We start from the raw sequence: 11,813 nt of genomic DNA, 5'->3' as shown, positions 1-11,813 counted from the left end.
GCACGCTGAAGAACCGACGGATTGTTAGCCGACTCACTTCTGCAATATCTCGCCGATCAGCGCGAGTAGCCGCGCATCATCCACTGGCTTCGAGAAGAAGCCGGAGGCTCCGCTAGCTTCAGCTCGTTCGAGAAGCGCTTGCGTCGCGTAGGCGGTAATGAAAATAACAGGAACAGGCCGCTTCCATAGCTTGATCGATTCAAGCAGCGCAAAGCCGTCCATGCCAGGCATGTGAATATCCGCGACAACAAGTTTCAGTGCCGCGCGGCGCGTATCACCTAGAAGATGGCTGGCGGACTCATAAACCATCACCTTCCAGTTTGCCGAACGGAGCAGACTGGACGTCGCCATCCGGACGAATTCGTCGTCGTCCACTACCCCAATAACTGCAGGAGAGCGCTTTGTTCTCATCTCGAGTCCGCAGGGCGTCGAAAGGATTCAGAAAGGCTGAATTCTCTAGGCAAATTACAGGCCCACGGAACCGGCGACAATAAGACCTTGGAATGATTTTAGTGACAGTTCGTATTAGATGCGGCTCGACCTGGCGCGGAAAGCGCGCGGTGAATCTGCATCTTGCCGACGCCTCAGTGCAACGGCAGAACCTGTTGCAACTTCCTGACGACATCTGGCACTGAGCGCGCCTGCAGCTTATGCATCGCTTGCGCGCGATGGATCTTGACCGTCACTTCGCTCAGGCACAGGAGGTCGGCAATCTGCTTGTTCAACAGTCCGTCGGCGACCAACCTGATGACTTCCCGCTCGCGCGCTGTCAGCGAGTCATAGGTTTGACGGATGCCCGCCACGATCCTCTCCTGGCGTTTCAATTCGCCATCCCTTTTGAGCGCTGCGGCAATCGTGTCGATCAGATCCTGATCCCTGAATGGCTTGGTCATGAAATCGAAAGCGCCTGCTTTCATTGCCTTGACGGACATCTCGATGTCGCCATGCCCGGTCAGAAATATGACAGGAAAGCGAATACTTTCCTTGAAGGGATCCTGCTGCAACGTCAGGCCGCTCGTGCCGCGCAGACGCACATCGAGAATGAGACAACTCGGCACGTCCGGCATGTCCGCGGCGAGAAAATCGTCGGCCGATTCGAATGCTCTCACGTGAATGCCAACCGACATGAGCAGGGAGGTTAGGGCGCCGCGAATGGACTCGTCGTCGTCGACCACATAAACAAGCGAGTCCGGCAATGATTCTCTTCCCGCCCCAACGTTGTCATGTTTCATCGCTCGATCTTCGAAAAGTTCGTCACGCTAAGCTGACGCCGATACTTTTCGTATAGTAAGCAATGCTCGCGCTTATCGCTACCCGTTGCGCATGGTCTTCGCTGGTTTCATTCCGTCGCTGTTATTTCGTTGCCGGGAAGCGCGAGCGGTTATCCGCAACGACGCTGTTTCTTCTGACGAATCGAGTGATGCTCGTGAAAGAAACACCCCGGATTGCCGGGTTGAATCACTGCAGGCAGACGCGGCTCAGATCCACTGTCCGCCGGTACACGTTTTTGTTGAGCCACGGCACGAAGGTGTACTCGTCGTAGGCGTGAGTGCCGACAAAAATCCAGTTGTGCAATACGCGGGACATATTCACCTCCTCAATCAAGTGCGTCGACGCCGCAACCGCATTCCTGTCGAGGACGCTATCGCTCGCGTGAAAGTCTGTCTCGCGACGATGCGACGGCGAATGCCAATATGCACGCGGCCTTGCTGAAGCATTCGATCGAAGAAAAGATTGCTATCGCGAAGGAATGGTGGAATTCCATCGGTAGTGCGGGTGCGATGGCCAACACGCTCGCACCGCAGAGAAACACAAACGTTCCGCGAGCGAAGCGTGCTTTGGCAACGGCAGCGAGACCAGTGCCGACCACGAGGAGCTTCGACAGGAGCAGGGCAAGCAGCCCGGTGTGAGCGTCGGCACCGTTTAACTCCAGCGGCGCTTCAATGAGGGACCATCCACATACAACAAGCACGAGTATTTTGAATACCCGCTCGGAGAGCGCATTCACTGTGGCGCTGTCGCTATGTATTTGGAGTGCTGTCGACTGGAGTGCACCGCGGCGCAAGCCGATCCCTGAATCTGCTGTTTCTCTTGCATTCACGACTCGCCCTCCAGGTGACGGCGCGCGAGACAGCCGTCTTGCCATGAAATTAAGGTACACGGCCTTGCAGGTGAAAACCATTGTGCGAAAGGGTGGAGTTGCCTCTGAAAAAGCGTGGGGAACTCATACGGCCGTATATCCGATGGGAGCGAAATCCGGTCTCGCGGATATCGACACGGGCAGACCGCGCGCCATCCCTGCGCAACAACGAAGGCGGGGAAAGAATCGGGCCAAAGCCGGAAACATTGCCGAGGAAAAAGAAAAAAGCCCTTTTCCTGAACGCGCGTTCTGTCCAGGCTTCAATAGCCGTATCATGGCTTCAGAGCAAACACGCAGACGGATGGATTGAGAGATGGACAAGCGGTAACCGTCCTTGGGCGTTTGAGTCACCGACCGTCTGTGCGGGCGCTTACCGTGTTGCTGCCGGCGGTGGCGTCCTATTCAACGAAAGTGAAACATTACGTTTCGATTCATAAGGAGCGCGGCCATGCTGGTTAGTCGAATCGACCCGTGGAGTCAAACGATACGACTGTTGTCGTCCGGATTTCGACGCGCCAATGTGGACGCTGGTACGCAACTCGTGCCGGAACGCGCGACATCCTGTGGTTTCGAGGCGACGCCAGATACGAGTCACTTACCTCATCTGAAGGTAAGTCTGATCGAGCGGACTACCTCGCTCACCGTGACCATTGCGTGGCGCGATTCCACGAGTTGCTTTTACGGCGCACAGGTCTGGCGGGTCGCGAACGCCAAGGTGTCAGGGACATGCGTGTTGAGCGGGCAACGGATCAGGCGCGGGAACCGCATATTCCATCCGCAGCGCTCGAAACCCTCGCCGGTCAATGCCCGCGCGATGATCCTCGAATCGGCCCTCAATGCGCTCGAGCCGTTGCAGATAAGCCCGATCTAGATTCTTTCATTTGCCAGTCGATTTCGCCCCTGTATTTTCGCCCTCCCGAAGCATCACGACATCTCGTCATCACATGAAGCGTTGCGATCGCCGCGTCCTGAGACCGTGCATAAGTTGCCGGACGAGCATTCAGGCCGGATAGGTGCGCGCATCCGAACGTATTAGGCGGGCACGCGAGTGCACGATGCGTGACACCATATCGAACGATGGTGCCCCGCAGCGTTCGCGCTTACGCTTCATCCGTTCTCCGGCTGTTTGAATTGTCTCCCCGGTGACGATTCGCGGCATCTGGATTCTCTGCTCTACATCTCTACATTGACTAGTGAGGTGCGAGATGGACCAGCTTTACATGTTGCGTGCATTCGTCGCGGCCGCGCGGTATCAAAGCTTCAGCAAGGCTGCGGAGTCGTTGAACGTGACCACGGGGTCGGTCTCGAAAGCGATCGCCAAGCTCGAGGGGTGCATTCAGACGAGGGTCTTGCTCAGGACGACAAGGTCCGTTTCCTTGACTGAAGCGGCGCAACCCTACTATCAGAGTTGCTGCCGCTTGCTCGAAGAACTCGACGAAGCGAATCGTCGCATTACACGCTCGCGTGAAGTCGATAGCGGAAAGCTGCGGCTGATCGTGCATCCGATGCTGATGAGCGAAACGTTTTCGCGCCTGGTGCGGGGCTATCACGCCATTGCCCCCAATGTGAATCTGATCGTCTCCGTTCAGGAGGGGGCCGCCAACCTGTACGACGGCCGGTTCGATATGGCGATCCTTCCGCCGCATCTTGTCGAGCAGTCTGCCGTGATTCGCCGTACGTTGTCGAAGTCGCTGCGCATCTTCGTCGCAGCGCCTGCCTATCTCGAGCAATATGGAACTCCCAAAGTGGCCGCCGAGTTGAGCCGCCATTTTCTCCTGCTGGACATGGATTCACGGAAGAAGGGCGTGGACGTAGTGGAACTGCTCGAGAACGACACACGGGTGAGCGTGTCTCCCATGTCGTCGATGGACGGGAACGAAATCTTGCTCAGGGCAGCGGCCCTCATGGGGACAGGCATTGCCGCATTGCCTGAAACGATGGTGCGTGAGGATATCGAAGCCGAGCGGCTTACGCATATCTTGCCGCTGTGCACGACATTCGACAGCAAGGTTGAAATCTGTCTGTTCTACTCGCACAGGGAACTGCTTCCGGCGCGGCTCAGGACATTCGTCGATTATTGCACCCAGTTCTTCAGGTCATCGGCTCGATACGACGTCAAGGATGCAGCGACTGTTTTGCCGTTGAATGACTACCGGGAAGATTACAGCCGGCGGCCGGCTGAGGCTCGGCATGCGCGGCCATCACCGTTCGAATCGGTAGGCCGGTGAGCCGGGCAGCGTTGGAATGAAGGTTCTTCTGCGCTGACTGGATCGACGTAAGCACGCAGCCGCCGAAATAGAACCAGGCGGCTGATGGCACCACCAGCTACGAGGCGCGTGAAATTATCTGTCCGGTTGATTGACCTGGCCGGTGTACCGGTCGAGATGAATCTCCACGTCAGGATTCTTCTGCAGTCCGAGTTCCATCAGCTTGCTGATATCCCGCTGTGCAGCAGGACGTTGTACGGAGGCAATGAACGCGTCCCACTGTGGCCCAACCTCGCTATCGGGAGGGAGAGTGGCAATGTTCACGAAGTGCTTGATTTCCCCGATGGTTTGCTTGTCGAAGGATGCGATGCGGCGAGCCAGCGTATCGACGAACTCATCCAGTTCGGCATCCGGAAGGGAGCGGTTGACATAGCCGTAGCGTTCCGCAAGTTCGCCGTTGATGTCGTTACCGCTCAGCAGTATTTCCAGTGCGCGGCCTCGCCCCATCAGACGGGGAAGGCGGGACATCGGTCCGCCGCCGGGAACGAATCCGGCGCCCACTTCGAATTGCGAGAGCACGGCTTTCTCACGGCTCGCGAAGCGCATGTCGGACGCAAGGGACAATTCACTGCCAACGCCCGTAGCCCTGCCCCGGATAGACACGATCGACACCACGGAAGAGCGGCTCAGACGCGTGAGCATATCGGGTAGCGGGGGCATGCCTGTGGGACCGGGCGGCATGCGCGTCGTGACTTCGAGAGGCGGTACGAAGTCGTAGTGAGTCAGGAAGAAACCCGGTACTGCGCTATCGAACACCACGACCTTCAGTTCGGGATCGTTCTCTATCTGCGTGATCACGCTATTCAACTGCGGTATGGATTCCGGACCAAAGATATTGAAAGGAGGGTGGTCGATGGTGACGCGCCAGTATGCCGGTGTCACGCGCTTGATTCTGAACTCCGGCTTCGCGCCGGCTTCCGGTTGCGCATTTCGATTCGCAGCGGTGCTTGGCTGGTCGCTCTGCGTTATTGTCGATTGGGTCTGTTTCATGTTGCTTCCTTTTAGGGCTGAGGAAAGTCGCGGAAGAGAGAGTGCACGGGGCATCCGTCCACACGAATTAGTGTAGGCAGCCGTTCGGCAGATACCAATGAGCATGACTGCACAATCAATCAAGAATCAGGGCGAGATATTGAGCGATGCGAAGGAATGCTGGATTTGTTCGCGGCCGACACAACTGTTGTTCTAACCTGATCGTTTACCCGGCGGGCGTGCTTCCACACAATCGGAACAACTTCCGCGAACTACGGTTTGCGGTTGGTCGAAGCGATAACGATGCGAGGCTTGCCAACCGGCTGCCTCTACAGGCGGCTCAATTGGACAATCGTGAAGGTGCCTGCCCAAAATATTGCGTTGCTGCCGTACTCATCGCTTCGCCTCATTGGACTCTTTGCCAACAGGAGCTTGTATGGCAGACACTATTCTTCCCCAGACCCCGTCGCGCCGCCGGTTTATCGGCGTGGCCGCGGCGGCCGCTGTTGCGGGCTCGTTAAGTCGACTCGCGTTCGCGCAGACGAGTCAACCAATCACGGAAGTCACGAAGTCGAGTGGGGGTGACAAGGCCGCCATTCGTCCACTTCGTGTGCACGCGCCGGAATCGCAACTCATCGAATTGAAGCGGCGCATCAAGGCAACCAGGTGGCCCGACCGCGAGACGGTAACTGATGCGTCACAAGGCGTGCAGCTTGCGACCATGCAGAAGCTCGCACGGTATTGGGCGACCGACTATGACTGGCGCAAAGTCGAAGCGAGGCTGAACGCGCTGCCGCAGTTCGTCACCGAGATCGATGGGGTCGACATTCATTTCATCCACGTTCGTTCGAAGGATGCCAATGCGTTGCCGATTTTCGTCACGCACGGGTGGCCCGGTTCGATCATCGAGCAGTTGAAGATCATCGGTCCGCTGACCAATCCGGCCGCCCATGGCGGAGCGGCGTCGGACGCATTCGATGTGGTGATTCCGTCGCTCCCCGGTTACGGGTTCTCGGGCAAACCGACGGCGACCGGCTGGGATCCCGTTCGGATTGCACGCGCCTGGGTCGTACTGATGAAACGGCTCGGCTACACGCGATATGTGGCGCAAGGCGGCGATTGGGGCAATGCTGTCACGGAGCAGATGGCTCTGCTGGCACCGCCGGAACTGCTCGGCATTCACACCAATATGCCGGCAACGGTGCCGGACAACGTCGCACAGGCACTCAAGCTCGGAGAGCCGGCGCCAGCAGGTCTCTCGCCCGATGAAAAGCACGCGTTCGATCAGCTCGACTATTTCTACAAACACGGCTTGGGGTACGCATTGGAGATGGCGAACCGCCCGCAGACGCTGTACGGCATCGAGGATTCGCCGGTCGGTCTCGCCGCGTGGATGCTCGACCACGATTCGGCCAGCCAGGCTTTGATCGCGCGCGTGTTCGACGGCCAGCCCGAAGGGCTCACGCGAGACGACGTGCTCGACAACGTGACGCTCTATTGGCTCACGAACACGGCAATCTCGTCAGGCCGGTTGTATTGGGAAAACAAGCTCAACTTCTTCGCGCCCAAACACGTTGCCATCCCGGTTGCCGTCAGCGTCTTTCCGGATGAAATCTACGCTGCCCCGCAGAGCTGGACAGTGAGCGCGTATCCGAAGCTGATTCACTATAATCGCCTTCCCAAAGGCGGACATTTTGCGGCCTGGGAGCAGCCGCAAGTTTTCTCGGAAGAGGTTCGCGTGAGTTTCCGGTCGTTGCGTTGAAAACAGGAATATAGGTGATGCTGCAACGGTTGGCGGGGTCGTAAAGATGCATGTTCGCCGGCCTCCTGTTTGCGGAGGCCGGCGACGGGAACATGGGCTTCATAGAGACATCTTGTTGTACGCGGCAGGGCACGGTTTCAACGAGCACTGTCCTGCCCGGCATACGTCGATTCCCATCCACCACCCAGCACCTTGCACAGCGTGATGAGGTTCGCGTCGGCTTCAGCCCTGCTTTGCTCCAGATTGCTCTGCGCTTCAAGCAGTTGTCTCTGCACATTCAGCACGTCGAGGAAATCGACTGCACCCGCCTTGTACCGTTGCTGCGCAATCGACAGCGCGCGCTGGTTCAGACCCACAACCGTTTTCAACCGGTCGCGCCGCCGCTGTTCGGCGTCATAGACGACCAGCGCGTCGTCCACCTCACGCCATGCCTGAAGCACGGTATGCTGGTAGACAATCGCCGCCTCCTGCTGCTGTGCCTCGCGCAGATGAAGCGTGCCCTTGAGACGTCCGCCTTCGAAGATCGGCAGCGTGATCGAGGGTCCCACGACAAACTGGCCCGACGCCCAGTCGGCGAGATTCGACAGTTGCAGGCTCTGGAATCCGGCGCTGCCGTTCAGCGAGATGCGCGGATAGAAGTCGGCCTTCGCCATGCCGATCGTCGCGGTGGCCGCATGCAGCTGGGCCTCGGCTTTGCGGATGTCGGGCCGGCGCTGCACCAGTTCCGACGGAACGCCGATCGGCACCTGATCGGGCAGTGCCGGCACATCGCGCGGCTCGGCGAGCACCGCTTGCAACGCGCCCGGTTCCTTCGCCAGCAGCACGCCTATCGCGTTGATGGTGGTCGTGCTGCGCGATTCGAGTGTCGGGATCAGGCTTTCGATCGACTCCGCCTGGGCCATCGCGTTGGCCACGTCCAGGTCCGTCGTGACGCCTTCATGCACGCGGTTCTGCGTGAGCTTCGTGGCGTCGTGGGCGATGTCGAGGTTCTGTTTGGCGATCTGCAGCAGCGCCTGCGTGTCGCGCAACTGGATGTAGTCGCGCGCGAGTTCGGCGCGGGCGGACAGCAGGATCGCGTTACGGTCCTCGTACGAGGCATCGGAGAGCGCCGAGGCGGCCTCGACACCGCGTCGCACGCGGCCCCAGAAGTCGAGTTCCCATGACGCGTCGAAGCCGAACTGGTATAGATCGTAAGCGGGCGAGCCCTTGGCGCCCGGCAGCGGCGCGACACCGAGCGGCGCGCTGCCCGAGGCCGACTGCGTCTGACTTGCCGTCGGCGTGACGCCAAGCAGCGACAGGATGCCGTTCGGACTGCCGCGCTCGCGGTTGTAGGAGGCGGCACCGGTCAGCGTCGGATATTCGTCGGCACCCGCGATGCGCTGTTGCGCCCGGCTTTGCCGCAGACGCGCCGAGGCCGCCGCGACATCCAGGTTTGCGTCGGTCAGCTGCTGTTCCAGCGAGTCCAGTACCGGATCGTTGAACAGCGTCCACCATTGCGGCGTGAATCCGGATTCGACGGCCTTGCTCGCGGCCTGCGCGGTCTGGGTGCGGTTGAACACATCGGGCGTGGCCGTCTGCGGAGCTTCGAAGTTCGGACCGACCAGGCAGCCCGTGAGCAGGGAGCACAGCAGCAACGCGAGCGCCGGCGTGCGCAGGGAGAAGTCGCTCGCGTTCATTTCGCGTCGGCTCCCGCGATCCGCGCGATCCGTGCATCGGCATGCCTGCCGACGGCGACCTCCGTTTCCACCGACAACCCGACGCTCAACGCGGACGCGGCCTGCTGTCCGTGATCGATGGTGATCCTGACTGGCACGCGCTGCACGATCTTGGTGAAGTTGCCCGTTGCGTTGTCGGGTGCGATAGGCGCGAAGCTCACACCTGTAGCAGGCGCAAGACTATCGACGTGTCCGCGGATCGTCACATCAGGCATGCTGTCGACCTTGATACGCACGCTGTCGCCGGGGCGCATCCGGGCGAGCTGGTTCTCCTGGTAGTTGGCGACGATATAGGCGTTCGACAGCGGGACGATCGCAAGCAGCGGCGCACCGGTCGTCACGAATGCGCCGACACGTGCCGAGCGCCGTCCGACCTTGCCGTCGATGGGCGCATGAATCTCCGTGTACGACAGGTTGAGTTTCGCCTGTTCAAGCATGGCTTCGGCATGCGCCAATGCACCCGTCGCCTTGTCGCGCTGTGTCTTCAGAACGTCGAGGTTCTGCCCGGTCGCCACGAGTGCGGCGCGGTTGCGCGCCTGCTGCGCGAGTTCCTCGGCCAGCGCGCTCGCGGCATGCTGCTGCTCCTGTGTCGTTCCCGCACCGGTCTCCGAAAGATTGCGATAACGCGCGGCGTTGGCGCGCGCGAATTCGAGCGTCGCGTCATCCGCGCGCAGCGTGGCACGCGCCTGATCGACGAGCGCGGGCTGCCGTGCGATTTCGGCTTCATAGTTCGCCACCGATGCTTTGGCGGCCACCACGTCCGCCTCGGCACTCATCAATGCGGCGCGAAAGTCGCGATCGTCGATGCGAACCAGCAATTGCCCGGCCTTGACCTGCTGGTTGTCTTCGACGAGCACCTCCGAAACCTGACCCGCGACACGCGGCGCGACCAGCGTGAAATCGGCCGTCACATACGCATCGTTCGTGGTCTCGGTAGATGAACTGGAAAATAGCGCTATACAGGCCAGCACGGCAGCGCCGAGTATGACCGCATACGCGGCAAGACGAATCGTTCCGGGAGAAAATCGGGTAGCGGATGACATGGATAGCGTCGCTTAACGGGAGGAGGGCTGCGTCGTGCTCCAGGGCGGATAGACCCGCACGGGCAACACCGGGATAACGAAAAGAAAGGCGACGGCGATGCCCGCCATCACGCGATAGAGATCCGCCGATGTGAGCACGACGGCCTGCTCGTGGATCCGGTGTGCGAGTTCGCCGAGACCGTGAGTGGCATCGAGGCTCTGGCTCGTGACTAGCGCGTTATCGCCCAGGTGGTCGACCAGCATGCCCGAATGAAAATGCTCGCGCGCCGTGCCGAGACCTTCAATGAGGCCGGTTGCCGCGGCGCCGGTAAACGTCTTGAGCGTGTTGAACATGGCCGAGGCAAACGGGCCCTCCGTTGGCGGCAAGCCGGTCGTGACGCCCATCAGGATTCCCATGATGACCATCGGTTGCGCGAGGATCTGTAACGACTGAAGCCAGTAGAAATTATTGCGAATCCAGTCGGAGGTGACGAAGCTCCCCAGAAAGCACGAGATGGCCATCAGGCAAAGTCCAGTGGCCATGACCCAGCGGTGGTCGACCTGCTGGAGATTGAGCAGCGCGGCGGTCGCGGGCAGCGCAATCAGAAGGGGAAGGGCCACCAGCAAAAACAGCGGCGTGGTTTGCAGCGGCCTGTAACCGTGAATCTGCGCGAGATACTGACTGGGTATGGCGGCAACGCTCACCAGCAGGATCACCGCACCCACCAGGGTCAGCAGCCCATGCGCGAAGTTCCTGCGGGCAAGCAGCTGAAGCTTGAAAAACGGCACAGGATGAAACCACTCGTTGACCAGAAACGCCGCGAACAACAGCGTCCCGCCGCAAAACATGGTGGAGATGAAGGTGGAGTGCAGCCAGTCGAGGCGATCACCCTGCAGCAGGCCGATCACGAGCATGGCGATGGCGGGATATCCGAGCAGGAATCCGGTCCAGTTGAATGAACGCAGCCGTTCGAGTCTGGCGGGATCCGCCGGCAGTCCCTGATGGATTGCCACGCAGCTGACGAGTCCCAGCGGCACGATCTGCCAGAAGGCCATTTGCCAGCCGACATATTCCGTCCACAACGCGGCGAGCGGCGTGCCGAGCGCCGGTCCGAAGGTCGCGGTCAGCGCATAGCCCGCGAGCCCGTATAACTTGACCTTCGGTGGCAGATAACGCAGCGCGACGATGATCAGCATCGGCGGCAGACATCCACCGGCGACGCCCTGCAGCGCACGCAATACATAGAGCGTCAGCAGGTTCGGTGCAAACGGGCAGAGCAATCCAAGGATCATCACGGCGAGCACGGCGCCGATCGTGAAGCGCTTGAGCGTGAACGTCACGCCGAACCATGGCGCGAATACCATGGTGGCGACGTTGGTCGCTTCGAACAGGGTGGTCAGCCAGGTTCCGTCGTCCCGTCCGATCGAGAACGCGCCGCGAATATCCGCGAGCGCAACTGCGGTGACCTGTTCGTTCAATATCGCCAGCAGAGAGGCCAGCAACATGCCGAGCAGGCCGATCGCGAGGCGTGGGGGCAGTGTCGCCTGGGTCGGCGCTTGCTGTACTGGAGTTGCCGAGGCGGAGGCCGACGTCGACGATGGCGCGAGCTTCGTTTCTCCTGTTCCAGTTATCGGTGGGTTGGCGATGTTCATAAGGGTCCGGCTACCAGTGTTCATTGCGGCATGTCGTTGGGAAATCTCCGTGTTGCGCCCGGCGCTCGCAAAGCATTGCTGCCGCGCATCGGGTTTATGAATTCTAGGAGGAGGCCCGGCTTTCTAACAGCCGATACAGGTCGCGTATCAGGCCATTTCATGCGCGAATCTGGCCAATGTCAGCGTCGCTGAAAAGACCAGGACAACACACTCGCCCCGAGTTGATGAATCTGCTCTTTGGACGGAACAGATTTCATCAGCCTGGGGCAGCGCGAGCAGTGGCCT

The 11,813-nt window shown here is 60.0% G+C and carries 12 protein-coding genes; 4 read left to right on the top strand and 8 right to left on the bottom strand.

Translation table 11 applies throughout. From position 1 onward, the window contains the following. Positions 1 to 33: 33 nt before the first annotated feature. The 4 genes from B0G71_RS12460 to B0G71_RS12450 form a co-directional block, all read right to left on the bottom strand. Positions 34 to 375, bottom strand: coding sequence for a response regulator (locus B0G71_RS12460; protein WP_158608162.1), 342 nt, complete (start codon positions 373 to 375; stop codon positions 34 to 36). Positions 376 to 584: 209 nt separating this feature from the next. Continuing rightward, entirely contained in the window at positions 585 to 1,232 is a 648-nt protein-coding gene (locus tag B0G71_RS12455; RefSeq protein ID WP_116116718.1) for a response regulator transcription factor, read from the bottom strand. Positions 1,233 to 1,458: 226 nt separating this feature from the next. Further along, positions 1,459 to 1,587 carry a hypothetical protein gene (locus tag B0G71_RS41965; RefSeq protein WP_258875571.1) on the bottom strand — a complete coding sequence of 43 codons (129 nt, stop codon included), beginning with the start codon at positions 1,585 to 1,587 and terminating at the stop codon, positions 1,459 to 1,461. Positions 1,588 to 1,642: 55 nt separating this feature from the next. After that, positions 1,643 to 2,101 carry a hypothetical protein gene (locus B0G71_RS12450; protein WP_181916766.1) on the bottom strand — a complete coding sequence of 153 codons (459 nt, stop codon included), beginning with the start codon at positions 2,099 to 2,101 and terminating at the stop codon, positions 1,643 to 1,645. Between the two features lie 70 nt (positions 2,102 to 2,171). Between B0G71_RS12450 and B0G71_RS41340 the strand changes: the two genes are divergently transcribed. From B0G71_RS41340 to B0G71_RS12440, 3 genes are all read left to right on the top strand, one after another. Then, positions 2,172 to 2,450, top strand: coding sequence for a hypothetical protein (locus B0G71_RS41340; protein WP_181916765.1), 279 nt, complete (start codon positions 2,172 to 2,174; stop codon positions 2,448 to 2,450). 138 nt (positions 2,451 to 2,588) lie between these two features. Beyond that, the gene (locus tag B0G71_RS12445) at positions 2,589 to 3,011 is read left to right on the top strand and encodes a DUF3331 domain-containing protein (protein ID WP_116142120.1); all 423 of its coding nucleotides are present in this window, start codon (positions 2,589 to 2,591) and stop codon (positions 3,009 to 3,011) included. 334 nt (positions 3,012 to 3,345) lie between these two features. Continuing rightward, positions 3,346 to 4,368: a LysR family transcriptional regulator gene (locus tag B0G71_RS12440; RefSeq protein ID WP_116116721.1), complete on the top strand. Its 1,023-nt coding sequence runs from the start codon at positions 3,346 to 3,348 to the stop codon at positions 4,366 to 4,368. 114 nt (positions 4,369 to 4,482) lie between these two features. On the opposite strand, the gene B0G71_RS12435 is transcribed toward B0G71_RS12440, so the two are convergent. Next, a complete protein-coding gene (locus B0G71_RS12435) occupies positions 4,483 to 5,397 on the bottom strand; it encodes an enoyl-CoA hydratase/isomerase family protein (RefSeq protein WP_181916764.1) in 915 nt (304 codons plus the stop codon). 415 nt (positions 5,398 to 5,812) lie between these two features. On the opposite strand from B0G71_RS12435, the gene B0G71_RS12430 reads away from it, so the two are divergent. Next, positions 5,813 to 7,138 carry an epoxide hydrolase family protein gene (locus B0G71_RS12430; RefSeq protein ID WP_116142118.1) on the top strand — a complete coding sequence of 442 codons (1,326 nt, stop codon included), beginning with the start codon at positions 5,813 to 5,815 and terminating at the stop codon, positions 7,136 to 7,138. 137 nt (positions 7,139 to 7,275) lie between these two features. On the opposite strand, the gene B0G71_RS12425 is transcribed toward B0G71_RS12430, so the two are convergent. Genes B0G71_RS12425 through B0G71_RS12415 form a run of 3 tightly spaced genes read right to left on the bottom strand, consistent with a single transcriptional unit; the run spans position 7,276 to position 11,528 of the window. After that, a complete protein-coding gene (locus B0G71_RS12425; protein ID WP_116142116.1) occupies positions 7,276 to 8,814 on the bottom strand; it encodes an efflux transporter outer membrane subunit in 1,539 nt (512 codons plus the stop codon). Continuing rightward, a complete protein-coding gene (locus tag B0G71_RS12420; protein ID WP_116142114.1) occupies positions 8,811 to 9,896 on the bottom strand; it encodes an HlyD family secretion protein in 1,086 nt (361 codons plus the stop codon). The genes B0G71_RS12425 and B0G71_RS12420 overlap by 4 nt, the downstream gene beginning before the upstream one ends. Before the next feature lie 12 nt (positions 9,897 to 9,908). Further along, the gene (locus tag B0G71_RS12415; protein WP_116142112.1) at positions 9,909 to 11,528 is read right to left on the bottom strand and encodes an MFS transporter; all 1,620 of its coding nucleotides are present in this window, start codon (positions 11,526 to 11,528) and stop codon (positions 9,909 to 9,911) included. Between the last annotated feature and the right edge of the window lie 285 nt (positions 11,529 to 11,813).

It is taken from the genome of Paraburkholderia sp. BL27I4N3, from assembly GCF_003386115.1.
Classification (GTDB): domain Bacteria; phylum Pseudomonadota; class Gammaproteobacteria; order Burkholderiales; family Burkholderiaceae; genus Paraburkholderia.
Note: the sequence above shows the minus strand (reverse complement) of the source record. Positions and strands in the feature narration are given on the sequence as shown.

What these genes read in the sequence shown, in the direction of transcription:
- B0G71_RS12455 (WP_116116718.1), bottom strand. Translation starts at nt 1,232, where the DNA reads ATGAAACATGACAACGTTGGGGCGGGAAGAGAATCATTGCCGGACTCG.
- B0G71_RS41965 (WP_258875571.1), bottom strand. Translation starts at nt 1,587, where the DNA reads ATGTCCCGCGTATTGCACAACTGGATTTTTGTCGGCACTCACGCCTAC.
- B0G71_RS12445 (WP_116142120.1), top strand. Translation starts at nt 2,589, where the DNA reads ATGCTGGTTAGTCGAATCGACCCGTGGAGTCAAACGATACGACTGTTG.
- B0G71_RS12440 (WP_116116721.1), top strand. Translation starts at nt 3,346, where the DNA reads ATGGACCAGCTTTACATGTTGCGTGCATTCGTCGCGGCCGCGCGGTAT.
- B0G71_RS12435 (WP_181916764.1), bottom strand. Translation starts at nt 5,397, where the DNA reads ATGAAACAGACCCAATCGACAATAACGCAGAGCGACCAGCCAAGCACC.
- B0G71_RS12430 (WP_116142118.1), top strand. Translation starts at nt 5,813, where the DNA reads ATGGCAGACACTATTCTTCCCCAGACCCCGTCGCGCCGCCGGTTTATC.
- B0G71_RS12425 (WP_116142116.1), bottom strand. Translation starts at nt 8,814, where the DNA reads ATGAACGCGAGCGACTTCTCCCTGCGCACGCCGGCGCTCGCGTTGCTG.
- B0G71_RS12420 (WP_116142114.1), bottom strand. Translation starts at nt 9,896, where the DNA reads ATGTCATCCGCTACCCGATTTTCTCCCGGAACGATTCGTCTTGCCGCG.
- B0G71_RS12415 (WP_116142112.1), bottom strand. Translation starts at nt 11,528, where the DNA reads ATGAACATCGCCAACCCACCGATAACTGGAACAGGAGAAACGAAGCTC.